Genomic DNA, 23,997 nt, shown 5'->3' with positions numbered 1-23,997 from the left:
CGTCGTGGGCCAGCCGACGAATTCGGCTGGTCAATCCGCGTCAATTCAGCGGAATGTCGTTGTCGCCCTTGCTCGCCTGGTAGGCGCCGGACAATTCGTCATAGCGTGCCGAGATATTGCCGATGCGCGTCTCCAGGCGCTGGCGTTCGGCCTCCGGCAGCGAGCGCACCAATCGGCGGATCGAAAAGCTCTTCCAATAGGCGTTCTCGGCATTGTAGCCGCCGGGATCGAGGGTGAAGACCTCCTTCAGGATCTTCAGATCATGCGGGATGGCGAAGCTGTCGCGCGAATCCTCATGGCTGAACAGATAGTAGAAATTGTCGAAGCCGGTCCAGGTGATCGCCGACAGGCAAAGTGAGCAGGGTTCGTGCGTGGCGATGAAGATGGCGTCTTTCGTATCGACGCGCTCGGCCTTCGGCATTTCGTAGAAGCGCTTCAGGCAGTGCACCTCGCCGTGCCAGAGCGGGTTTTCCATCTCGTTGTTGGTTTCGGCCAGCACCAGCGAACGGTCGTCCTTGCGCAGGATCGCCGCGCCGAACAGCTTGTTGCCGTGGGCAACGCCTGCTGCCGTCTTCGGCACGATGTCGTGCTCGATGACGTCGAGCAGGCGGTCGATCAGCGAAGTGTCGGTCATTGCAGGCTCTCGTCGGGGAGATGGATTTCGTAGGCGTGCGAGAAATGGAATTCTTCGAGGTTGGAGCCGTCGCCGCCACGGTCGACGATCAGGAAATCCTGCGCCTCACCGAGCGGCGTCAGCACGCCATGCCACAGGTTGCGCGAATAGTTGATGCCTTGTCCGGGCGCGGTGATGAAGGCGTGCGGTTCGCTTGGCCCCTCATCTCCGTCATGACAGACGACGACCAGGAACGGCCGCGGCGACAGCGGGATGAAGGCCTGGCTGCCGAAGGGATGGCGCTCGACCATGGTCAGCTTCAGCGGCAATTCGTAAGGCGTGCCGCGCACCATCGAGATCAGCACGCGGGCGTTCGGCCCTGTCGCTTGCGCCGTGGCGAGATCGTGGTAGCGCTCGGCCTTGCCGCCATTGATCGGGTAGTGGTTGTCGCCGCACATGTCGATGACGTCGCCGAAGGCGGCAAAGTTTTCGCGGGTCAGCGGCCGCGCGATGATGCGGGTCACGGCGTCCGCCTTGCAATGCCGGCGCCGCCGAGCTTGGCATGGCGGTTGACGTCCTTGTAGAGCAGATAGCGGAATTTGCCCGGGCCGCCGGCATAGCAGGCCTGCGGGCAGAAGGCGCGCAGCCACATATAGTCGCCGGCCTCGACCTCGACCCAGTCCTGGTTGAGGCGGTAGACCGCCTTGCCTTCCAGCACATAGAGCCCGTGCTCCATGACATGGGTCTCGGCGAAGGGAATGACCGCGCCGGGTTCCAGTGTGACGATGGTCATGTGCATGTCGTGGCGCAAATCGGCCGGATCGACGAAACGTGTCGTCGCCCAGCGGCCCTCGGTGCCGGGCATCGGCGTTGGCGCGATTTCTTGTTCATTGGTGAAGAAGGCTTCCGGCGCGTCGAGACCGTCGACCGCGTCGTAAGCCTTGCGGATCCAGTGGAAGCGGACATCGGCCTTGCTCTCGTTGCGAACCGTCCAGCCGCTGGCCGGCGGCAGGAAGGCGAAGCCGCCCGGCCGCAACACATGCTTCTTGCCGGCGAGCAGAACGGTCAACTCGCCTTCGACCACGAACAGGGCGCCTTCGGCGCCGGCATCGGGCTCCGGCCGCTCGCTGCCGCCACCAGGCGCAACCTCGACAATGTATTGCGAAAACGTCTCGGCAAAACCGGACAGCGGTCGCGACAATATCCAGACGCGGGTCTTGTCCCAGAACGGCAGTGCGCTGGTGACGATGTCCTGCATCACCCCCCTGGGGATGACGGCATAGGCCTCGGTGAAGACGGCGCGGCCGGTCAGAAGCTCGCTCTGGCCGGGGTGGCCGCCATGCGGCGCGTAGTAGCTTCGGTCGGGCATCCTGATTGTATCCATGGGTTCAAACCTATTGCGGAAGCATGTCCTTGAGGCGGAGCAGCGCGATGCGCTCGACCTGTTTGCAGGCGGTCTCGAATTCAACGCCGCGGCCGTTGCCGATGCGCGCCTCGAATTCCGCCAGGATCTCTTGCCTGGTCTTTCCCTTCACCGCGATGATGAAAGGAAAGCCGAAGGTGGTGACATAGGCCGCGTTGAGCTTGGAGAACAGTTCGCGCTCCTTGTCGGTCAGCGCGTCGAGGCCGGCCGACGCCTGTTCCCTGGTCGATTCGGCCGTCAGCCGTTTGGCCTTGGCCAGTTTGCCGGCAAGGTCGGGGTGGGCGTTGAGCACTGAAAGCCGCTCGGTCTCGCTGGCGGAACGGAAGACACGGCAGAGCGCGTTGTGCAGGCCGCCCGACGTGTCATGCGCCGGACCCAGCTCCAGCTCGTAGGCGCGTTCGGCGATCCAGGGCGAATGCTCGAACACGCCGCCGAAGGTGTGAACAAACGTCTCGAATTCCATCTTCGATGGTCTGAGTGCCGCCGGCCGATAGGGATGGTTCTCTTGCCAGTGACGGGCGATATCGATGCGCCGTGCCAGCCAGACCTTGTCGTGCGACTTCACATAGTCGACGAAGCGCTTCAGCGCCGCCACCCGGCCCGGTCGCCCAACGAGGCGGCAATGCAGGCCGATGTTCATCATGCGCGGCCGGCCGGCCTTGCCCTCGGCATAGAGCGTGTCGAAACTGTCCTTCAGATAGGCAAAGAACTGGTCGCCCGAATTGAACCCTTGCGGCGTGGCGAAACGCATGTCGTTGGCGTCGAGCGTATAGGGGATGATGAGCTGCGTGCCGCCCTCATGCTCGAACCAGTAGGGCAGTTCGTCGTCATAGGTGTCCGACACATAGGCGAAGCCGCCTTCTTGCGCCGCCAATCGCACCGTGTTGATCGATGTGCGGCCCGTGTACCAGCCGGTCGGGCGTGCGCCCGTCACCTCATAATGCAGGCGGATCGCCGCTTCGAGGTCGCGGCGCTCGTCCTCGGCGCTGTGGTCGCGATAGTCGATCCATCTCAGCCCGTGCGAGGCGATCTCCCATCCGGCTTCCTGCATCGCCGTGACCTGGTCGGGCGAGCGCGCCAGCGCGGTGGCGACGCCATAGCAGGTCACCGGTACCTCGGCCTCGGTGAACAGCCTGAGCAGCCGCCAGAAGCCGGCGCGGGCGCCGTATTCGTAGATCGATTCCATGTTCCAGTGGCGCTGGCCCACCCAGGGTGCGGCGCCGACGATTTCCGAGAGGAAGGCTTCCGATGCCTTGTCGCCGTGCAGCACGCAGTTCTCGCCGCCCTCTTCATAGTTGACGACGAACTGAACGGCGACATGCGCACCGCCCGGCCATTTCGGATCCGGCGGATTGGCTCCATAGCCGCGCATGTCTCTGATGTAACGCATCGTTCCTCCCGCGGGGCATTGCCCGAAGTATGATCAGGATATCGAAAGGGCTGCTTGCGCATTCCCCCGAAAATTTTTGAAAGTGTTTTTGTCGCACTCCGCTCGACCGGGACTTATGCATCGCCTTTAATTGGCGCACAATTCATCAGTAATGTTCGACTGTACCGGGCCAGTTCGTTCACATTGGAAATGGGAGGCGGCCAGTGGCAGAAACGTCGATAGGCGATGGCGGGCGTCTGACGACCCATGTCCTCGACACGGCGACCGGCAAGCCGGCGGCGGGGCTGTCGATCGCGCTCTATCACCTCGAGGGCGACGCGCGGATACATCTGAAGACCGTTGTCACCAATGCCGACGGCCGTTGTGATGCGCCGCTGCTTGCCGGCGCGGAATTCCGCACCGGCGAATACGAACTGCTCTTTGCCGCGGGCGACTATTTGCGCCAGCAGGGGTTGAGCCTGCCGAAACCGGCCTTTCTCGACTTGATACCGATCCGCTTCGGCATGGCTGAACCGGTGCACTATCATGTGCCGCTGCTGGTCTCGCCCTATGGCTACTCGACCTACAGGGGGAGCTGAAGCATGGCCAAGGTCAGCATCCGCAACGAGATCCGTTTCATTCTCAATGGCAGCGATGTCGTGCTTTCATCGATGGCATCAGACGCGACCTTGCTCGACTGGCTGCGGCTCGACCGTTCGCTGCGCGGCACCAAGGAAGGCTGCGCCGAGGGCGATTGCGGCGCCTGCACCGTGCTGGTCGGCAAGCTCTCGTCCAGTGGGCTGGTCTATGAAAGCGTCAACGCCTGCATCCGCTTCCTCGGCTCGCTGGACGGCACCCATGTCGTGACCGTCGAGCATCTGCGCGGCCGTCCCGGCCAGTTGCACCCGGTGCAGCAGGCGATGGTCGATTTCCATGGCTCGCAATGCGGTTTCTGCACGCCGGGCTTCGTCATGTCGCTCTATGGCCTGTGGATGAAATCATCAGACCCGTCGAATGAAGCCATCGAAAAGGCTTTGCAAGGCAATCTCTGCCGCTGCACCGGCTACGAGGCGATCATGCGCGCGGCCCGCGCCATTTCCAGCTACGGCAAGGCGACGAAAGACCCGCTGGCGGTGGAACGCAAGGCGATTACGGCAAGGCTGGAGGCCATGCGTGACGGCGCGCGGGTCGAGATCGGCGCCGGCAAGAAGCGGCTGATCGTGCCAGCCAACGTCGACGATTTCGCCGCCGTGCTGGACAAGGAGCCTGGCGCCACCATCGTCGCCGGCTCGACCGATGTCGGCCTGTGGGTGACCAAGCACATGCGCGATATTTCGCCGGCGATCTTCATCGGCGATCTCGACGGGCTTTGCACCATTGCCGAAGACAATGGCGTCATCACCATCGGCGCCGGCGTCACCTACACCGAGGCGTTCTCGATGCTCGCCAAGCGCATCCCGACGCTGGGGCCGCTGTTCGACCGCATCGGTGGCGAACAGGTGCGCAACATGGGCACCATCGGCGGCAACATCGCCAATGGTTCGCCGATCGGCGATACGCCACCGCCCTTGATCGCGCTCGGCGCGCGCCTGACGCTGCGCAAGGGCAAGAAGCGGCGGACGATCCCGCTGGAAACCTTCTTCATTGCCTATGGCAAGCAGGACCGGCTATCGGGCGAGTTCGTCGAGGCGGTGCACGTTCCTGTTCCCGCCAAGGGCACGAAATTCGCCGTCCACAAGATCACCAAGCGCCGCGACGAGGACATCACGGCAGCCCTCGGCGCCTTCTTCCTGACGCTGGCCAAGGATGGCACGGTCGCCGATGTGCGCATCGCCTATGGTGGCATGGCGGCGACGCCGAAGCGGGCGTCGGCTGTCGAAAAGGCGCTGCTAGGCAAGCCGTGGACCGAGCAGACGGTTGAGGCGGCGATGGCCGAATATGCCAAGGATTTCACTCCGCTGACCGACATGCGGGCTTCGGCCGAGTATCGCGCCCTGGCAGCGCGCAACCTTTTGCTGCGCTTCTTCGCCGAGACCAGCGGCACCAGGAAACCGATCCAGGTTTCAAGGCATGAGGCGGCATGATGAACAAGCACGCCACCACCCCCAATCCTAGGGCTGAAAAGATCACCGGCGGTGTCGCCACCGACCAACGCCACGATTCTGCCCACAAGCATGTCAACGGCACCGCCGTCTATATCGATGATATGCCGGAACCGGCCGGCACGCTGCATGGCTGCCTTGGGCTTTCGGCTGCCACCCATGCCACCATCACCAGCATGGACCTGTCGGCGGTGCGCACCGCCCCCGGGGTCATCGACGTGCTGACGGCCACGGATGTACCGGGCGAAAACGATATTTCGCCGACTGGCCGTCACGACGAGCCGGTGCTGGCCGACGGCAAGGTGCAATTCTACGGCCAGCCGATCTTCTGCGTCATTGCCGAAACCCGCGAGCAGGCGCGCCGCGCCACAAGGTTGGCCAAGCTTGAATACAAGGATTTGGCTTTCGTTACCGACATCGGCGAGCTTGATCCCCGGAAGGACAAGCTGGTCACGCCGCCATTGACCCTGAAGCGCGGCGATGCCGCGGCAGCGATCAAGGCCGCACCTCGCCAGCTCAAAGGGCAGATGCGCGTCGGCGGTCAGGAGCATTTCTATCTCGAAGGCCATATCGCCATGGCCGTGCCCGGCGAGGACCATGACGTCACCATTTATTCCTCGACCCAGCATCCGAGTGAAGTCCAGCACATGGTCAGCCATGCGCTCGGCGTGCCGAGCAACGCCATCACGGTGGAAATTCGCCGCATGGGCGGCGGCTTTGGCGGCAAGGAAACGCAAGGCAACCAGTTTGCGGCATTGGCCGCCATCGCCGCGAAAAAGCACCATCGCGCCGTGAAAATCCGGCCCGACCGCGACGACGACATGATCGCCACCGGCAAGCGTCATGACTTCCTCATAGAGTACGAAGTCGGCTTCGATGACGAGGGCAACATTCTCGGCATCGATTTCATGTTCGCGGCGCGCTGTGGGTTCTCCTCGGACCTGTCAGGTCCGGTGACCGATCGCGCGCTGTTCCACTGCGACAACACCTATTTCTGGCCGGCGGTGCATGCCCAGTCGGCGCCGCTCTACACCAACACTGTGTCGAACACCGCCTTCCGTGGTTTCGGCGGTCCACAAGGCATGGTCGGCGCCGAGCGCGTCATCGACGAAGTTGCCTTCGCCGTCGGCAAGGATCCGCTCGAAATCCGCAAGAAGAATTTTTACGGCACCAGCGACCGCAATATCACGCCCTACCATCAGACGGTCGAGGACAACATCATCCAGCGCATCGTTGCCGAGCTTGAGCAAAGCTCCAGCTATGCGCGGCGGCGGCGCGAGATATCGGCCTTCAATGCCAATAGCCGTTTCATCAAGCGTGGCCTGGCGCTGACGCCGGTCAAGTTCGGCATCTCGTTCACGGCCACGCACTACAACCAGGCCGGCGCGCTGGTGCATGTCTACACCGATGGTTCGGTGCATCTGAACCATGGCGGCACGGAGATGGGGCAGGGCCTCTACGTCAAGGTGGCGCAGGTGGTGGCGGAAGAGTTCCAGATCGATCTCGATCAGGTGAAGATCACCGCGACGACGACCGGCAAGGTGCCGAACACCTCGGCCACGGCAGCGTCCTCCGGTTCTGACCTCAACGGCATGGCGGCGCAGAATGGCGCTCGCCAGATCAAGGATCGGTTGACCGATTTCGCCGCCGAAAAATATCAGGTGCCGCGCGACCAGGTGCTGTTCCTGCCCAACCGGGTGCGCATCGGCAACCAGGAGATCGCCTTCGCTGACCTCGTCAAACAGGCCTATATGGCCCGTATCCAGCTTTCGGCGGCGGGCTTTTACAAAACGCCAAAGATCCACTGGAACCGCGACAAGGGCGAAGGCCGCCCCTTCTACTACTTCGCCTATGGCGCCTCGTGCTCGGAAGTCTCGGTCGACACGCTGACCGGCGAATACATGGTCGAGCGCACCGACATCTTGCACGAGACCGGCCGCTCGCTGAACCGCGCCATCGATCTCGGGCAGATCGAGGGCGGCTTCATCCAGGGTATGGGCTGGCTGACGACCGAGGAACTCTGGTGGGACGGCAATGGCCGGCTGCGCACGCATGCGCCGTCGACCTACAAGATCCCGCTCGCCTCGGACCGACCGAAGATCTTCAACGTGACGCTGGCCGACTGGCCGGAAACCAGCGAGCCGACGATCCATCGCTCCAAGGCGGTCGGCGAACCGCCGTTCCCGCTCGGCATGTCGGTGCTGCACGCGCTGTCGGACGCGGTGGCCAGCGTCGCCGATCACAGGACATGTCCGCGTCTCGATGCGCCGGCAACGCCGGAACGGGTACTGATGGCGATCGAGCGGCTGAAGAACGAGGTCAAAGCGGGCGCCTGAAACCGGCGAGACGTGCAATTCAGGCCGAAAAAGCCTACATTTCCCATTAGGGAACGCGAAAGATGAACTCGAAAGCGCAAAGCCTGAAAGCCTTTCTTGGCAATGCCGGCCGGGTTGCCCTAGTCGAAGTGGCCGGCACCAAAGGCTCGACGCCACGCGAGAAGGGCGCCTTCATGCTCGTCTCCCAAGCGTCGATCTTTGGCACGATCGGCGGCGGCCAACTCGAGTACATGGCCATCGACAAGGCACGGCAGATGCTAGGGTCTTCCCCCTCGCACTTGTGGGGAAGGTCCGTGAGCCGACGCCGCGAAGCGGCGTTGGCGAAACGGGGTGGGGGAGCGGCGTTCCCAGAACTCCCACCCCGGACGACTCCGTCGTCCGACCTTCCCCACAAGGGGGAGGGCAAAGAGACCCGCATCGAAGTTGACGAACTCTGCGCGACCCTCGACGTGCCGCTAGGACCCGAGATCGGTCAATGCTGCGGCGGACGTGTCGAAGTGTTGATCCGGCTCGTCGATAGCGCGCTGGCAGCCGAACTGGTCGCAGCGGCGGAAACCGAAGAGGCTGAACTGCCTTATATCTATATCTTCGGCGGCGGCCATGTCGGCCAGGCGCTGGCCTCCTCTGTGGCCCTTCTTCCCGTGCACGCCGTCGTCATCGAGACGCGGGCCGAGGCGCTGGAAGGCATGCCGGAAACCGTTGAGACGCGGTTGACGCCGATACCGGAGGTGATGGTGCGCGATGCACCCGCCGGCAGCGCTTTCGCCATACTCACCCATGACCATGCGCTGGACTTCCTGATCGTCGCCGAAGCGTTGAAGCGTGACGACACGGCCTATGTCGGCATGATAGGCTCGAAGACCAAGAAGGCGACGTTCAAGAACTGGTTCCTCAAATCGGCGGACGGCAGCGAAGCGGAATTTGCCCGCCTCGTCTCGCCGATCGGCGGCGATGCCGTGAGGGACAAGCGCCCGCCTGTCATCGCAGCGCTCGCGGCCGCCGAGATCATGACGGCGCTGGTTGGGTACGCCGCAGCATCAACCGCCAACCAGGCCTCGCGCCGCAAGGCCATGGCCGGCTAAGTTTACGTCACGGCTACACCGGTTGTTTCAAACCCAGATGGTCGCGCAGCGTGCGGCCCTCGTAGTGCTTGCGGAAAAGGCCACGCCGCTGCAGTTCCGGCACGACCAGCGTGGCAAAGGCATCGAGTTCGCCGGGGAAATATGAGGGCATGACGTTGAAGCCGTCGGCCGCACTGCCTTCGAACCGCGCCTGCAACTCGTCGGCGACCTGGGCCGCCGTTCCGACGATGCGCCAATGACCACGCGCGCCAGCGAAATGCCGCGCCAGCTGGCGGATGGACAGGTTGTCGCGACGTGACTGCTCGATGACCAGCGCTTGCCGGCTCTGCATGCCTTCGCTGGGCGGCAGTTCCGGCAGCGGCCCGTCGATCGGATAGCGCCATAGATCGGAAATGCTGAGATAGCTGGACAGCAGTGCAACGCCGACATCGTCGGGGATAAGTTCCTGCAACTCCTCGTATTTTTCCTGAGCTTGCGTCGTGGTTTCAGCCACCACGGGCGCGACACCGGGCATGATCTTGATGTCGTCCGGCTCGCGTCCATAGGCCGCCAGACGCCCCTTGAGATCGTCGTAGAAGGCCTTCGCTTCCTCGAAAGTCTGCGCCGCCGTGAACACCACATCGGCGGTGCGAGCGGCAAGGTCGCGTCCGACATCCGAAGCGCCGGCCTGAACCATCACCGGTGCGCCCTGCGGCGAACGCGGCAGGTCAAGCGCATCGCGCACGGAAAAGCTCTGGCCATCATGACCGGAACCGGAAGCCCCGCCGGGCTTGCCGCGCCAAAGCCCCGTGACCACCTCGGCGAACTCACGTGCCCGCTCGTAGCGATCGGCATGCGGGCGCAATCCGGTTGAGCCGAAATTGGCGGCCTCGATGGGACTGGCCGAGGTGACCAGGTTCCAGCCGGCCCGGCCGCCGCTCAGATGGTCGAGCGACAGGAAGGTCCGCGCCAGTCCGTAGGGCTCGTTGTAGCTTGTCGAGGCCGTCGAAACGAGACCGATGTAGCTGGTCTGGGCCGCCAGCGCCGAAAGCAGGCTGATCGGCTCGAAACCGATCGAGCGCGACGTCTGGCTGGCGATGCCGACATTGGCTTCGCGCAGGCCGGCAGCGTCCTCGCAGAAGATCATGTCGAACTTCGCTGCCTCCGCTATGCGCGCCAGCTGGATGTAATGGTCGATGTCGATGCCGGCCGTCACATGTGCCTTGGGATGGCGCCAGGCGGCGATATGGTGGCCCGTTGCCCACAGGAAGGCGCCGAGCTTCATCTGGCGGGGAGCGGCGGTCATGCTGCGCCTCCCACCATCAGCCCGAGATGCGAGCGCAACGTCGCGCCGCGATAGCTTTCTCGAAACAGGCCGCGCTGCCGCAGCGCCGGCAAAACCAGATCGACAAAATTGTCGAGCGCCGAAAGCTGAGCCGGCATCAACATGTTGAAACCGTCACAGCTTTTCGACCGGAATTGTTTTTCCATGCTGTCGGCGACGGTCGGCTTGGCGGTACCATGGGTGACGGGCGAGACATTCATCAGCACCTTCACGGCGCCCGGGTCGCGTCCGCAGGCAGCAACGCAGCGTTTGAGATCGTCATACCGGGCTTTCGTGCTCTCGAGTGGCCCGTCCTCCAGCAGGATGACATCGGCGGTGCGGGCGGCAATATCCATGTCTGATAGACCGGACAGCACCAGCACCGGCGTATCCTGCGGCGACCGCGCTACGTTCAGCGGTCCTCGCACCGAAAAGAATTCGCCCTTGTGGTCGAGCAGGTGCATCTTTTCGGGATCGTGGAAGCGTCCGTCGCTCTTGTCGAACTTGAGAGCGTCCGCATCCCAGCCGTTCCACAAACCTTGAACGATGCCGATATATTCCTCCGTGCGGCGGCGAAAATCGTCGCCGGAAAATCCGTCCGGCCGGCTGAAATTGGCTGCTTCGCGTGGCGCTTGCGCCATGGTCGCGTTCCAGCCGGCGCGGCCATGGCTGATGATGTCGAGCGAGGCGAAACGGCGGGCCAGATTGTAGGGCTGGTGAGCGACCGTCGAGGCCGCGGCGACCAGGCCGATCCTGCTTGTCACCGTGGCCAGTGCGGCCAGCATGGTCGTCGCTTCGAAGGGCATCTGCCTGTTTGCAGCATCGCTGCCGGAAGCCGGCGCGGAATCGGCGAAAATCACCATATCCAGCCCGGCCGCTTCTGCCCTTTGCACAAACCGCGCCAGATGGCTGAAGTCCGGCTCGGCCCCGGACGATGGCTCTGCGGTTCCCGGAAACGGCGAAACGGCAAGATGCATTGTGGCGCCGTTGTCCATCGATGGTCCCTGCAAGACGAAATACCATCGGAACTATGTTCGCCTCATCCAGCGATGGCAACCGCTGGCGCTGGGCCAACTACCGGTCACTTGCCGGCCAGCCATCACTTGCCGGCCAGCCCCTATTTGCCAGCAAGCAGGTCGTTGATCAGCCGCTGGCAGCGCTCGGCCATGAAGTCGAGCAGCAGCCGCACCTTGGGGTCCTGCAGCTTCTTGTGCGGATAGACGGCGGCGAATTGCACCGGCGTTGGTGGCGTGCTGCTCAGGATCACCTTCAGCCGCTGGTCACGGATGAACGGCTCGACCTCGAAGCGCGGCTTGTTGATGATGCCGCGCCCGGACAGCGCCCATCCGGTCAGCACGTCACCATCGTCGGTGTCGTAGGGTCCGTGCACCTCGAATTTCTGCGGGCCGGTGGGGGTCTGCAGCGTCCACACATATTCGCGCGCGCCGGAGTAACGCAGCATCAGGCAGTCGTGCTTCTTGCCGATGAGTTCCTGCGGCTCCATTGGTTCGCCGCGCGCTTGCAGATATTTCGGCGCCGCCACCAGCACGCGTTCGCATTCCATGATGCCGCGCATCCTGAGGCTGGAATCCTCGATGATGCCGAGCCGGAAGGCGACGTCGATGCCTTCCTTCATGATGTCGACATTGTGGTCAGAGAGCCTCAGCCGCACCTCGATGTCAGGGTATTTGTCGTGGAAATCGGGAATGCCGGAGGCCACCAGCCGGCGGCCGAGACCCAAGGGTGCAGTAACGCGGATGGTGCCGCGCGGTTGGCCGGACAGCGCGGAAACGGCGGCTTCCGCTTCGGTGATCGCCTCCAGCACCTGTTTGGCGCCCGAATAGAAAACCGTGCCATGTTCGGTCGGCATCAATTGCCGTGTGGTGCGGTTGAACAGCCGCACGCCAAGATGCTTCTCCAGCTCCTTGATGCGGTTGGAGGCGACCGCCGGCGAGATGCGCATGTCGCGGCCGGCCGCCGACAGATTGCCGAGTTCGACGACGCGAACGAAGACGGCGATGTTGTCGAGATAGGCCATGCGGATTTCGTGGCTTTCATCCAGCTGCGTGCAACGACTGTAGTATTTTCCATTTTTTTTTGAAAGTCATCGCACACCTCGCCTCTTTCCGTTTGCGCGCGACACCGTAAAGTCGCGTCATCGGCAGGGACGACTTCAATGATGGATTTCGCGATTTTCTGGGACTGGCTGAGCTTCGCCGTGCGTTGGCTGCATGTCATCACCGGCATCGCCTGGATCGGCTCGTCTTTCTATTTCGTGGCGCTCGATCTCGGCCTGCGCCAGCGTCCGGGCATGCCCGTCGGCGCCTTTGGCGAAGAATGGCAGGTGCATGGCGGCGGCTTCTACCACATCCAGAAATATCTGGTGGCGCCGGCCGAGATGCCCGAGCACCTGACCTGGTTCAAATGGGAATCCTACGCCACCTGGCTGTCGGGCTTCGCCATGCTGTGCGTCGTCTATTATGCCGGAGCCGATCTGTTCCTGATCGATCCCAACGTGCTGCCAATGTCGGTGCCGGTCGGCATCTTGCTGTCTATGGCGACGATCGGCGTCGGCTGGGTGGTCTATGATCTTCTGTGCCGTTCGCCGCTGGGAAAAAGCGACACCGGCCTGATGCTGGTGCTCTACTGCGTGCTGGTGTTCATCGCCTGGGGGCTCACCCATTTGTTTACCGGCCGTGCCGCTTTCCTGCATCTGGGTGCCATCACCGCGACGATCATGTCGGCCAACGTCTTCATGGTCATCATCCCCAACCAGAAGATCGTCGTTGCCGACCTGATCGCCGGCCGCAAGCCCGATCCGAAATACGGCAAGATCGCCAAGCAGCGCTCCTTGCACAACAACTACCTGACGCTGCCGGTGCTGTTCCTGATGCTGTCGAACCACTACCCGCTGGCGTTTGGCACGCAGTTCAACTGGGTCATCGCCTCGCTGGTGTTCATCATCGGGGTGCTGATCCGGCATTATTTCAACAGCGTTCATGCCCGCAAGGGCAACCCGACCTGGACCTGGCTGGGCGCCCTTGTGCTGTTCATCATCATCATCTGGCTGTCGACCGCACCCAAGGTGCTGACCGGCGAACCCAAGACTTCCGCCGCCGCCCAGGTCTACGTCGCATCGGTGCATTTCCCGGCCGTGCGCGATACGGTGCTCGGCCGCTGCTCGATGTGCCACGCGGCGGAGCCGGTCTATGAGGGCATCTACCACGCGCCTCAGGGCGTGATGCTCGACACCGACGCCGACATCGCCAACCATGCCCGCGAGATCTATCTGCAGGCCGGTCGCAGCCACGCCATGCCGCCGGCCAACGTCTCGCAGATTACCGACAAGGAACGGGCGCTGCTGGTGGCCTGGTTCGAAGGCGCAGGGAAATAGCATGACCTCGACACTTCTGCGCGGCCGCACGCTGTCCTTCGTGCGCTGGCCGCAAACCATCGATGACCACTCCGCCTGGCGCTACGAGGAGGATGGCGGCCTGCTGATCCGCGACGGCCGGATCGTCGCCGCCGGTGCCTACGCCGACGTCGAGAAACAGGCCGGCGAGGAAGTAAAAAAGATCGACCATCGGCCGCATCTGCTGCTGCCGGGCTTCATCGACGCGCATGTGCATTTCCCGCAGATGCAGATCATCGCCTCCTATGGCGCCGAACTGCTCGACTGGCTGAACACCTACACTTTTCCGGAAGAGACGAAGTTCGCCAACGCTCAGCACGGCCGCCGCATCGCGCGGCTGTTCCTCGACGAGATGGTGCGCCACGGCACCACGACGGTGGCCGCCTACTGCTCGGTGCACAAGGCGTCGGCCGAGGCCTTCTTTGCCGAATCGCATGACCGCAACATGCTCAACATCGCCGGCAAGGTGATGATGGACCGCAATGCGCCCGCCGGCGTGCTCGACACGCCGCAATCCGGCTACGACGACAGCAAGGCGCTGATCAAGGAATGGCACGGCAAGGGGCGCCAGCACTATGCGATCACGCCGCGCTTCGCCATCACTTCGTCGCCGCAGCAGATGGAGATGGCCGGCGCGCTGTGCCGCGAACATCCCGACCTGCATATGCAGACGCATCTGTCGGAGAACCACGCCGAAATCGCCTTTACGCAAGAACTCTATCCGTGGTCGCGCGACTACACCGACGTCTACGAGCATTACGGGCTGCTGGGGAAAAAGAGCCTGTTCGGCCATTGCATCCACCTGTCGGATCGTGAGGCGGATGCGCTGTCGGACAGCGGCTCGGTGGCGGTGTTCTGCCCGACCTCGAACCTGTTCCTCGGCTCTGGCCTGTTCGACTATCAGCGCTTTCGCCGCCGCGACAAGCCGTTCCGGATGGCAGCTGCCACCGATGTCGGCGGTGGCACCAACTATTCCATGCTGCGCACTATGGACGAGGGCTACAAGGTGATCGCGCTGAACGGCGAGAAGCTCAATCCGTTCCAGTCCTTCTGGCAGATGACGCGCGGCAATGCCGAAGCGCTGTCGGTGGTGGACAAGATCGGCACGCTGGATGAAGGCAGCGACGCCGACATCGTCGTGCTCGACGCCAGGCCGACGCCGGCGATGCGGCTCAGGATGGAAACGGTCGAGACGCTGGCGCAGGAACTGTTTCTCTTGCAGACGCTGGGCGACGATCGCGCCGTGCGCGAGGTCTATGTCGCGGGTCGGGCGGCCAAGACCGATATGGCGATTTAGGCATGTTGAGATTCAGGCGATGCCGGTCTGCAAATGGCGGCTCCCTGCGCTTCCGGTGCTCACGTACTTCAAGTACGCTCCGCTCCGGTTCTCGGAAGCCACCATTTTCGACTCGGCCTCACCTGAATCTCAACATACCTTCCGTCTGCGACGCTTGACCCGGCGGCGGCCATCGGTCAAAGCGTGCGGCGAAGTTGACAGGGGAACGACATGGCCGTTGCTGACGACATCGCACTGATCAAGAGACAGGAAGAGATCCTTGTCTTTCCCGCCTTCGATGAGGCTGTGGCCTTCAAGATCGGTTCGGCCATCCGTGACCGGGCGCTGACTGAGAACCTGCCTGTTATCGTCGACATCAGGACCTTCGACCGGCCGCTGTTCTATGCCGCGATGCCGGGTTCGAACGCTTCCAATCCGGACTGGGCGCGGCGCAAGATCAATGTCGTCAAGCGGTTCTTGAAAAGCACCTACCGCATGGTGCTGGAACAGCAGCGCCCCGATCGCACCTTCAAGATCGGCGAAGGGCTGGATATTGCTGACTATGTGCTGGCCGGCGGTGGTTTCCCGGTCACGGTCAAGGGTGCCGGTGTCATCGGTGTGATCGCCGTCTCAGGCCTACCGGAGCGCCAGGATCATGGCGTCGTTGTCGAGGCGCTGTGCAACCATTTGGGCATCAATGGGCGAGAGCTCGCGCTGCCGCCGGAAGCAAAATGAGCGATCCGAAGATATTCCTGACCTCCATCTTCAACGCGGCCGTCGCCGCCGCCGATCCGCGGCGAACCATCCGGGATCATTTGCCGGCGAAGCCCAAGGGCCGCACCATCGTCATCGGCGCCGGAAAAGGCTCGGCGCAGATGGCGGCGGCCTTCGAGAAGGTCTGGGACGGCCCGATCGAAGGGCTGGTCGTCACCCGCTACGGCTATGGCGCGACCTGCAAGCGCATCGAGATCATCGAGGCGGCGCATCCGGTGCCGGACGCGGCCGGCCTTGAAGCCTCGCAACGCCTGCTCGCCAAGGTACAGGGATTGACAGCCGACGATCTGGTCGTGGCACTGATTTCCGGCGGCGGCTCGGCGCTCTTGCCATCGCCTGCCGGCAGCCTGACGCTGGCCGACGAGATCGCCGTCAACGAGGCGCTGCTCGCTTCCGGTGCGCCGATCGCGGCGATGAACACCATCCGCAAGCATCTTTCCACCATCAAGGGTGGCCGGCTGGCGGCCGCCGCCTGGCCGGCCAGGGTGGTGTCCTTGGTCGTTTCCGATATTCCCGGCGACAATCCTGCCCTGGTCGCCTCCGGTCCGACCGTCCCCGACACCGGCAGCCGCGAGGACGCGCTGGCGTCGATCGCAGTCTATGGCATGAAGCTGCCGGCTGCGGTGATGGCGCATATCAACGCGCCGGCCGCCGATGCACCAAACCCTGGTGATCCGCGCTTTTCACGCAATGAGGTGCATCTGATCGCCTCGGCCGGCGTGTCGCTTGAAGCGGCGGCGGCGGAAGCCAAGCGGCAAGGCGTCGAAGCCGTCATCCTCTCCGACGCCATCGAGGGTGAGGCGCGCGAGGTCGGCGGCGTCCATGCGGCCATCGCGCGCGAAGTGGCGATGCGCAACCGGCCATTCCCCAAGCCGGTGCTGATCCTGTCCGGCGGCGAAACAACAGTGACCTTGCGCGCCAAGGGCAAAGGCGGCCGCAACTCGGAATTCCTGCTCGCCTTCGCCATTGGTATCAACGGCGTGGACGGCATCCACGCGCTGGCCGCCGACACCGATGGCATCGACGGTTCGGAGGACAATGCCGGCGCCTTCGCCGACGGCTCGACCGTGTCGCGCATGAGGGCGGCGGGTGTGGACGCCAAGGCGATGCTTGCGGGCAACAATGCCTGGACGGCCTTCTATGCCGTCGGCGATCTTTTCGTGCCCGGCCCGACGGGAACCAATGTCAACGATCTCAGGGCGATCCTGATCCGCTGAACCTGTCGGCGATCTGGCTCACACCTCGTGCAGATAGAGGTGATAATCCAGTTCGCTGACCGTGCGCGCCACGCGCAGGTATTCGGATTGCTTGATAGCCACGAAGGTGCGGTGCAGGTCTTCGCCGAGCGCGCCCTTCAGGAAGCTCGACGCCCTCGCCGCCTCGATCGCGGCGCGCCAGTCGACCGGCATCGTCGTGCGCGTGATCGCTGCCTCATAACCATTGCCTGTCGTTTCCGGGCCAGGATCGAGACCTTCATCGAGACCTTTGATGATGGCGGCCAGCACCGTCGCGGCGATCAGATAGGGGTTGGCGTCGACGCCCGATGGCCGGTGCTCGATGCGCCGGTTTTTCGCATCGCCCGCCGGCACGCGCAGTGCCACCGAACGGTTGTTGACGCCCCAGGTCGGCGCCACTGGCGCATAGGATTGCGACACGAAGCGCCGCCAGGAATTGGCGTGTGGCGCAAACACCAGCATTGATTCGGCCATCGTCTGGATCAGGCCGCCGAGCCCCTGCAGCAGCGGCAGCGACCAGCTCTCGCCGCCAGATTCGGCGAAGACGTTTCGGCCGGCCTTGTCCTGCAGCGAGACATGGAAATGCATGCCCGAGCCGGCATATTTCTCGATCGGCTTGGCCATGAAACAGGCGGTGACGCCGTGGCGGCGCGCCTGCGCCCGCACCAGCCGCTTCAGCATGACCAGATCGTCGGCCGCCCGCATCACGTCCTTGCGGTAGTTCAGCGTCAATTCGTACTGGCCGGGCGCATATTCGGAAATCACCGTCTCGGCCGGAATGCCTTGTGCCTTGGCCGCCGCATAGATGTCGGAGAACAGCGGCTCCATGCCGTGCAGATGGTCGACGGAATAGACTTCGGTCTTGCCCGAGACACGGCCGTCGAGCACGGCGCGCGCCGGCTGCACCTTGCCGTCGGCGTCGCGCTCATTGGCCAGGAGAAAAAATTCCAGCTCGAAGGCGCCAGCGGGATAAAGACCCTTGGCCGCGAGGATATCGACCTGCCGTGCCAGCGCCAGCCGCGGATCCGACGACATTGGCTGGCCGTCGAGGTGATACATCGCCATCAGCAGCTGGCCGCGCGGCGGATTTGTACCGTAGAGCGGTACTAGCGTGCCGGGGATCGGCCATGCCCTGAGGTCGCCGTCGCCAGTGGTCCAGATCAAACCGGTTTCGTGCACATCCTCGCCGGTGATGTCGAGGCCGAGGATCGAGATCGGCATATGCCGGCCGCCCTCGAAGATGCTTTTCAGCTCATGCCGGCGCACGATCTTGCCGCGGCCGACGCCATTGGCGTCGGTCAGCACGATATCGAAGGCTTCGATCTCGGGATGGGCGTCGAGAAAGGCTTGCGCCTCGGTGGGCGTCGAGCCCGAAGGTGAGGTCATGATCTGTCCGGCTTTGCTTGGCGCGCCCATTTGTTAGCCGCTTGTCTCATGCCGCAAGCTTTGCCGCAACCGCGCCGAAGGCGGTGATCAGCCGGTTGACCTGGGCACCGGTGGTCGCCGGCGAGATCAGCATCATATTGTGGAACGGCGCGATCAGCACGCCGCGATTGACCAGCGCGACATGGATGGCGGCTTCCAGTTCCGGCGCATGCGCCATCTCAGCCTCGGCGCCATTGCGCAGCGGGCCGGGCGCGCAGATGAACTCGACACGGGCGCCGACGCGGGCGACATGCCAGGGCAAGCGGTAGCGGTCGATCACGCCGGTCAGCCCGGCATCGAGTCGCCGCGCCAGATGGTCCATGCGGGCGTAGTTTTCCTCGGTCATCACCTCTTCGAGCGTGGCGCGCATCGCAGCGAACTGCAGCGGGTTGGCCGAGAGCGTCGTGCCCATGCCGGAATACCCCGGCTCCTTCTCCCTGTTGTAGGCGGCGTAGCGCGAGGCGACATCGTCGCTCATGCCCCAGACGCTCGCCGGCACACCACCGGCGATCGGCTTGCCCAGCACGAAGAAGTCCGGGTCCAGGCCGTATTTCCTGGTGTAGCCGCCCGGGCCGGTCGAGATCGTATGCGTCTCGTCGATCAGGAGCAGCGTGCCGGCTTCGCGCGTCAGCCTGCGCAGCGCGTCGTGGAAGTCATGGTCAGCCAGCACCATGCAGGAATTGGTCAGCACCGGCTCGGCGATGACGCAGGCGACGTCCTTGTCCTTGAGGGCGGCTTCCAGTGCGGCGACGTCGTTGAACTCGATCACCTTGGCGGTGCGGGTCAGGTCGCGGAATTCGCCTGCCAGCCCCGGCCGGTTGACCGGCTTGCCGTCGACGAGCCGCACCATCGTCTCGTCGACCGAGCCGTGATAGCAGCCGTTGAAGACCAGGATTTTTTCGCGCCCGGTGACGGCGCGGGCAACCCGCAGCGCAAAGCGGTTGGCGTCGGTCGCCGTCGTCGCGATCTGCCAGAACGGCAGGCCGAAATGCTGCTGCAGCAGCGGGCCGATGGCCAGCGCGTCTTCGGAGGGCAGCATATAGGTCAGGCCGCGTCCGGCCTGGCGGCGGATGGCGCGCGCCACCGGCGGCGGCGAATGGCCGAACATCGAGCCGGTGTCGCCGAGGCAGAAATCGTCGAGCCTGATACCGTCGATATCGGTGATCGTGGCGCCCCTGGCGCTATCGACCAGGATCGGAAACGGTGTCGGCCAGTCATTCATCCAGTGCATCGGCACGCCACCGAAGAAGCCCGGCAGGCCATTGCCGACCTTCGCCTGCGATTTCGGCCGCGCCTTGCGGAAGGCTGCCGCCTCGATCTCCAGCAGATCGGCAACACGGCCGCGATCGATGCCGCCGATGGACGTCCTTGAACTGTCGCTGCTGTGCATGAAAACCCCTTTGGTCCGCCACCTTAGTCAATCGACGTGATGAATCGCAATTGGCCGCAAAGGCCTGCTGGATTGGTTCAGGATCTGCGGCCGGCGCTTGACCCGGCCCGCGAGCTCGGCGTCAATGCGGATCGGTGTCGGGCCAAGCAAATGCGGGGAGCATAAAATGGATAGGGAATTTGCGCTTCAGGCAAAGGACATAAGTATTGATGTCACGAGGCGTCTTCTTGAGATTGTCAAATTAACTAGTGATTGGGATACCGAGGAGATGCGGCGTCTGCACAAGGCCATTGGGATAACTGTTGGAAAAATAGAAGTGGATATCATTGCCGAGATATATCGTAGCTACCCTGATATGGAAGACCTATCCTGACCGAGGATTGACCAATGGCGGTTGTTTTCACAGTGATAATGTCGGCGCTGGCGCTGCTTGGCTCGGTGGTCGCCGCTTCCGCATCCGGCGGCATCTGGTGCAACGTCGACGATACGGCGGTGAAGTTCGACGTCGGTGCCGGCGTCACCAGAGGCATGGGCGGCCCGACCTTCAATTTCAGCGGCACCCTTGAAATTCTCGGGCGGCCCGTCGCTGACGACCTGCGCAAGACCACGTTCGAGGATTCCAACCTCACCCAGTACTGGCTCGACAACAAGGAGCTGCGGCTGAACATCTACCACGAGCATCAGCTCGCAAATGCCTACAACTATGTCGAACTGACGATTCTGACCAAGGCCAGCGACGAAGGCGTCTATGACGGACAGTACAGGCTTGCCATCTATGACAATGCCGCCGACGCGGACAAGGATGGCCAGCCGGTCGAACTGACCGGCAAGGTCTCCTGCGGAGCCGAATAAACCCCAGACTATGCGGTGATGTCGATGACGCCGCAATCGCCGGCCGCACTGCCGAAGGCGACGCGGCGTTCTTCCTTGTCCCACATCATCGAGGTGATCGCGCCCTTGCCTGGCCGCCGCAACAGCACTTCCTTGGCGTCCGCGAAGCGCACCGCCATCACCATGCCGTCATCATAGCCGACGGCGACGACATCCTGGCTCGGGTGGCAGGCGACCGCCGTCACCATGGCGTTGCCGCGCGTGCCAAGTTCCAGCGGCGCTTTGCCCATCGGGCCGTCCTTGCCCGAAAACGGCCAGACGATCGCCGCCGGCGCGCCGGAACTCGCCAGCCACTTGCCTTTCACGCTCCACGACAGGCTTTTGACCTTGCCGGGATAGCCGGTCATGCGCATGTGCTTGCCGTCGGCGAGCTTCCAGCCATGCAGCGCGTTTTCCTGCATGGTGGTGACAAGGAAGGCGCCATCGGGCGAGAAGGTGATGCCGGTGTGGGCACCGGCCCATTCGAGCTCCACCGGCTTGCCCTCGGCGGCCGGAAAATGCAGCGTCGCGCCATTGTAGCGGGCAACACCGAAGCGCATGCCCTTGGGCGAGAACGCCAGCCCCTCGACCGAACGCGGATGGGTAAATTCCCTGGTCTTGCCGTCGGCGAAGCGCACGAAGGCGGTTTTGCCCGTCGCATAGGCGATGGCGCCCTGCGGTCCGGCAGCGACGCTGGTGATCCACTTCCTGGCCGAGCTGGCCAGTTCCGTGGCCTCGCTGCCTGCTTTCACGGCAAACACCTTGCCGTCCTCGCCGCCGGTGATCAGCCGGTCATTGGCCGGGTCATGGAAGGCGGCGAGCAGTCCGTCATTGGCTTGCACCGTCTTGTGACCATGGTCGAGCCGATGGACGGCGCCGTCGGCCATCGCGAAATGCGGCACGTCGCCGAGGAAGACGGCGGCGATGCAATGGCCTTCGAGATCAAGCGGGGCGACGGTCGGCATGGGAGACTATTTCCATTTAAGATTCTGCTTGCGACTCACCCTTACGGGGTTGGGCCATAGGTCTCAACCCGTGCTTCGGAGCGTCGTAAGGAGAGACGAGGGCGCCAGCGCGGCTTCTTCCTTCTCCCCCTTGTGGGAGAAGGTGGCCGAGCGAAGCTCGGTCGGATGAGGGGTGTTCCAGTTTGGCACCGCCTGCATTCCGTCCAGCATCCCTCAACCGTCTTGGCGCTGCGCGCCAATCCACCTTCTCCCACAAGGGGAGAAGGGAGAAGGACGGCGAAATCAGGCAGCCTGGCAGGCGTCGAAGCTCTTCTTCAGCCGCTCGCCGTCGAGTTCGCGGCCGATGAAGACCAGCCGGCTCTCATGCTTCTCGCCGTCCTTCCAGGCGCGCTGGTGGTCGCCCTCGATGATCATGTGCACGCCCTGGATGACATAGCGCTCGTCGTCGCCCTTGAGCGCGATGATGCCCTTCAGCCGCAGGATGTTGGGGCCTTCCATCTGGGTGATCTTCTCGATCCACGGGAAGAATTTCTTCGGGTCCATCTCGCCGCCGCGCAGCGACACCGACTGCACCGTCACGTCATGGATGTCGGAAGGATGCGCGTGATGATGGTGGTCGTGCCCATCATGGTCATGGTGATCGTGGCCATCGTGATCGTGGTGGTCGTGGTCATGATGATCGTGATCGTCATGCGCCTCGAGGAAATGCGGATCGTTTTCCAGCGCTCTGGACAGGTCGAAGGCGCCGCGGTCGAGCACTTCTGAAAGGGCGACGCCGGCTCGTGTCGTGCGATGGATCTTCGCCGCCGGATTGATGGCGCGGATCGTCGCTTCGACCTTGGCGAGCTCTTCCGGGGTGACGAGGTCGGTCTTGTTGAGCACGACGACATCGGCGAAGGCGATCTGGTCCTCGGCTTCCCTGGAATCCTTGAGCCGCAGCGGCAGATGCTTGGCGTCGACCAGCGTCACCACCGCATCGAGCTTGGTCTTGGAACGCACGTCGTCGTCCATGAAGAAGGTCTGCGCCACCGGCACCGGATCGGCGAGGCCGGTGGTCTCGACCACGATGGCGTCGAAACGGCCGGGCCGGCGCATCAGCCCCTCGACGACACGGATCAAGTCGCCGCGCACCGTGCAGCAGACGCAGCCATTGTTCATCTCGTAGATTTCCTCGTCGGATTCCACGATCAATTCGTTGTCGATGCCGATTTCGCCGAACTCGTTGACGATGACGGCATAACGCTTGCCGTGGTTTTCCGACAGGATGCGATTGAGCAGCGTCGTCTTGCCGGCGCCGAGATAGCCGGTGAGAACGGTTACGGGGATCTGCGTCAGTGCGTCGCTCATGGCTTGCCTCGAAGAATCTGCGCCTTGAAAAAGGCTTCGAAAAAGGGATTGTCGGCTCCATATAGGATGTGTGCCGGGCTTTTGCACGAGGCAAACCGATGGGCCAAACCGGCTTGCCGACATTACCGAATTTTCATTGGCGAGAGCCGCCGTCACAGCCTAGATCAGGGCGCGGGAGGCCAACTCGAGAGGCACGATATGTCCAGCAAGCCATCCTCCTTCTCCTTGAGCCGGCGCAAGGCACTCGGCTTGATCGCGGTGACCGCCGGCGGTGGTGCCTTCCTGCCGGCCGCGGCAATCGCCGCCCAGTCTTCGGCCGGCAAGGCCTCTTCCTATGCCGGACTGGCCCTGTTCGAAACCGGCGCCGGCGTCTGCGCCATCACACCTGAGGTGACGGAAGGGCCGTTCTATTTCGACCCGAAACTCGAACGTGCCGATGTCACCGAGGGCAAGAAGGGCCTTGCCCTCACTGTAAGGCTGCAGGTTGTCGACACGGCCTGCCGCCCGCTTGCCGGCGCCCGCGTCGACATCTGGCATTGCGACGCGCAAGGTGCCTATTCGGGCTACCCGGGACAAGGTGACGGCCGCGATGTCGACACGTCGGGCCAGACCTTCCTGCGTGGCTGGCAGAAGACCGATGCAAGCGGCATCGTTTCCTTCGCCACCATCTATCCCGGCTGGTATCGCGGCCGCACCACCCATATCCATTTCAAGGTCTTCCCCGACGACAGTTCGGTGATGACCGGCCAGTTGTTCTTCCCCGACAGTCTCAGCGAGCAGATCTTCACCACTGTCGCGCCATACAATGATCGGCCCGGCAAGCGCGACACCTCGAACGCCAGCGACGGCATCGCCAGGCAGGCCGGACCGCTCTCGCAGGCAGCACTGCGCGAGGTGGAGGATGCCTATCAGGCGCTGATGATCGTCGCGGTGAAGCCCGGCTGACCGACATTCCCTCACGCACGTCGTCCGCGGCGAAAACTCCGGTCGCGGAAAGTCGTTTGTCATCTAACTGAAATAAACATCTGGCATTAGCCACGGCGGACACCGCAATGCTTGCCGGCAAAGCTGTTTG

22 protein-coding genes are annotated in these 23,997 nt (G+C 63.4%); 11 read left to right on the top strand and 11 right to left on the bottom strand.

The annotated features are described in order from the left end of the window. Positions 1-40: 40 nt before the first annotated feature. Genes B5V02_RS15410 through puuE form a run of 4 tightly spaced genes read right to left on the bottom strand, consistent with a single transcriptional unit; the run spans position 41 to position 3,426 of the window. Positions 41-634, bottom strand: coding sequence for a nucleoside deaminase (locus tag B5V02_RS15410; RefSeq protein ID WP_111544982.1), 594 nt, complete (start codon positions 632-634; stop codon positions 41-43). Then, the gene (locus B5V02_RS15405; protein ID WP_111544981.1) at positions 631-1,137 is read right to left on the bottom strand and encodes an ureidoglycolate lyase; all 507 of its coding nucleotides are present in this window, start codon (positions 1,135-1,137) and stop codon (positions 631-633) included. The genes B5V02_RS15410 and B5V02_RS15405 overlap by 4 nt, the downstream gene beginning before the upstream one ends. Continuing rightward, positions 1,134-1,997: a bifunctional allantoicase/(S)-ureidoglycine aminohydrolase gene (locus B5V02_RS15400; RefSeq protein WP_111544980.1), complete on the bottom strand. Its 864-nt coding sequence runs from the start codon at positions 1,995-1,997 to the stop codon at positions 1,134-1,136. Before B5V02_RS15400 ends, B5V02_RS15405 begins: the two co-directional genes overlap by 4 nt. Before the next feature lie 10 nt (positions 1,998-2,007). Beyond that, positions 2,008-3,426, bottom strand: a complete 1,419-nt coding sequence (gene puuE, locus B5V02_RS15395; protein ID WP_111544979.1) for an allantoinase PuuE — start codon at positions 3,424-3,426, stop codon at positions 2,008-2,010. A gap of 203 nt (positions 3,427-3,629) precedes the next feature. Here puuE and uraH point away from each other — a divergent pair, with 203 nt between their 5' ends. From uraH to xdhC, 4 genes are all read left to right on the top strand, one after another. Then, positions 3,630-4,004, top strand: a complete 375-nt coding sequence (gene uraH, locus B5V02_RS15390; protein WP_111544978.1) for a hydroxyisourate hydrolase — start codon at positions 3,630-3,632, stop codon at positions 4,002-4,004. 3 nt (positions 4,005-4,007) lie between these two features. After that, positions 4,008-5,489 (top strand): xanthine dehydrogenase small subunit, encoded by a 1,482-nt coding sequence (xdhA, locus tag B5V02_RS15385; RefSeq protein WP_111544977.1) that lies wholly within the window; start codon positions 4,008-4,010, stop codon positions 5,487-5,489. Beyond that, complete coding sequence (gene xdhB / locus B5V02_RS15380; RefSeq protein ID WP_111545424.1) at positions 5,489-7,843, top strand: xanthine dehydrogenase molybdopterin binding subunit; 2,355 nt, start codon at positions 5,489-5,491, stop codon at positions 7,841-7,843. Before xdhA ends, xdhB begins: the two co-directional genes overlap by 1 nt. 62 nt (positions 7,844-7,905) lie before the next feature. Beyond that, positions 7,906-8,925, top strand: a complete 1,020-nt coding sequence (gene xdhC / locus B5V02_RS15375) for a xanthine dehydrogenase accessory protein XdhC (protein ID WP_111544976.1) — start codon at positions 7,906-7,908, stop codon at positions 8,923-8,925. 13 nt (positions 8,926-8,938) lie between these two features. Here xdhC and B5V02_RS15370 read toward each other — a convergent pair whose 3' ends face one another. The 3 genes from B5V02_RS15370 to B5V02_RS15360 all read right to left on the bottom strand — a co-directional run bounded on the left by B5V02_RS15370 (position 8,939) and on the right by B5V02_RS15360 (position 12,266). Further along, positions 8,939-10,210 (bottom strand): LLM class flavin-dependent oxidoreductase, encoded by a 1,272-nt coding sequence (locus tag B5V02_RS15370; protein WP_111544975.1) that lies wholly within the window; start codon positions 10,208-10,210, stop codon positions 8,939-8,941. Further along, positions 10,207-11,223, bottom strand: coding sequence for an LLM class flavin-dependent oxidoreductase (locus B5V02_RS15365; RefSeq protein WP_111544974.1), 1,017 nt, complete (start codon positions 11,221-11,223; stop codon positions 10,207-10,209). Before B5V02_RS15365 ends, B5V02_RS15370 begins: the two co-directional genes overlap by 4 nt. Positions 11,224-11,345: 122 nt before the next feature. Further along, on the bottom strand, positions 11,346-12,266 hold the full coding sequence (locus B5V02_RS15360; RefSeq protein ID WP_111544973.1) for a LysR family transcriptional regulator: 921 nt from the start codon (positions 12,264-12,266) through the stop codon (positions 11,346-11,348). Between the two features lie 138 nt (positions 12,267-12,404). Between B5V02_RS15360 and B5V02_RS15355 the strand changes: the two genes are divergently transcribed. The 4 genes from B5V02_RS15355 (at position 12,405) to B5V02_RS15340 (ending at position 16,907) form a co-directional block, all read left to right on the top strand. Then, positions 12,405-13,622, top strand: a complete 1,218-nt coding sequence (locus tag B5V02_RS15355) for a urate hydroxylase PuuD (protein ID WP_111544972.1) — start codon at positions 12,405-12,407, stop codon at positions 13,620-13,622. Position 13,623: 1 nt separating this feature from the next. After that, the gene (gene guaD, locus B5V02_RS15350) at positions 13,624-14,937 is read left to right on the top strand and encodes a guanine deaminase (protein ID WP_111544971.1); all 1,314 of its coding nucleotides are present in this window, start codon (positions 13,624-13,626) and stop codon (positions 14,935-14,937) included. Positions 14,938-15,147: 210 nt separating this feature from the next. Next, positions 15,148-15,651, top strand: a complete 504-nt coding sequence (locus B5V02_RS15345) for a heme-degrading domain-containing protein (RefSeq protein ID WP_111544970.1) — start codon at positions 15,148-15,150, stop codon at positions 15,649-15,651. Next, complete coding sequence (locus B5V02_RS15340) at positions 15,648-16,907, top strand: glycerate kinase type-2 family protein (protein ID WP_111544969.1); 1,260 nt, start codon at positions 15,648-15,650, stop codon at positions 16,905-16,907. Before B5V02_RS15345 ends, B5V02_RS15340 begins: the two co-directional genes overlap by 4 nt. An 18-nt stretch (positions 16,908-16,925) precedes the next feature. Here B5V02_RS15340 and B5V02_RS15335 read toward each other — a convergent pair whose 3' ends face one another. Both B5V02_RS15335 and B5V02_RS15330 read right to left on the bottom strand, forming a co-directional pair. Then, on the bottom strand, positions 16,926-18,311 hold the full coding sequence (locus B5V02_RS15335) for a glutamine synthetase family protein (RefSeq protein WP_111545423.1): 1,386 nt from the start codon (positions 18,309-18,311) through the stop codon (positions 16,926-16,928). Positions 18,312-18,357: 46 nt separating this feature from the next. Continuing rightward, on the bottom strand, positions 18,358-19,740 hold the full coding sequence (locus B5V02_RS15330) for an aspartate aminotransferase family protein (protein ID WP_111544968.1): 1,383 nt from the start codon (positions 19,738-19,740) through the stop codon (positions 18,358-18,360). A 166-nt stretch (positions 19,741-19,906) separates the two neighbouring features. Between B5V02_RS15330 and B5V02_RS15325 the strand changes: the two genes are divergently transcribed. Next, entirely contained in the window at positions 19,907-20,113 is a 207-nt protein-coding gene (locus B5V02_RS15325) for a hypothetical protein (protein WP_111544967.1), read from the top strand. A 14-nt stretch (positions 20,114-20,127) separates the two neighbouring features. Further along, entirely contained in the window at positions 20,128-20,592 is a 465-nt protein-coding gene (locus tag B5V02_RS15320; protein ID WP_245445935.1) for a hypothetical protein, read from the top strand. An 8-nt stretch (positions 20,593-20,600) separates the two neighbouring features. Here the strand turns inward: B5V02_RS15320 and B5V02_RS15315 are convergent, their stop codons facing one another. Together B5V02_RS15315 and B5V02_RS15310 are read right to left on the bottom strand one after the other, a co-directional pair. Next, complete coding sequence (locus tag B5V02_RS15315; protein ID WP_111544965.1) at positions 20,601-21,575, bottom strand: WD40 repeat domain-containing protein; 975 nt, start codon at positions 21,573-21,575, stop codon at positions 20,601-20,603. Positions 21,576-21,857: 282 nt separating this feature from the next. Further along, positions 21,858-22,922 (bottom strand): CobW family GTP-binding protein, encoded by a 1,065-nt coding sequence (locus B5V02_RS15310; RefSeq protein WP_111544964.1) that lies wholly within the window; start codon positions 22,920-22,922, stop codon positions 21,858-21,860. Positions 22,923-23,120: 198 nt separating this feature from the next. On the opposite strand from B5V02_RS15310, the gene B5V02_RS15305 reads away from it, so the two are divergent. Then, positions 23,121-23,867, top strand: a complete 747-nt coding sequence (locus B5V02_RS15305; RefSeq protein ID WP_111544963.1) for an intradiol ring-cleavage dioxygenase — start codon at positions 23,121-23,123, stop codon at positions 23,865-23,867. Positions 23,868-23,997 lie beyond the last annotated feature (130 nt).

The organism is Mesorhizobium kowhaii (assembly GCF_003253745.1).
GTDB classification, from domain to species: domain Bacteria; phylum Pseudomonadota; class Alphaproteobacteria; order Rhizobiales; family Rhizobiaceae; genus Mesorhizobium; species Mesorhizobium kowhaii.
Note: the sequence above shows the minus strand (reverse complement) of the source record. Positions and strands in the feature narration are given on the sequence as shown.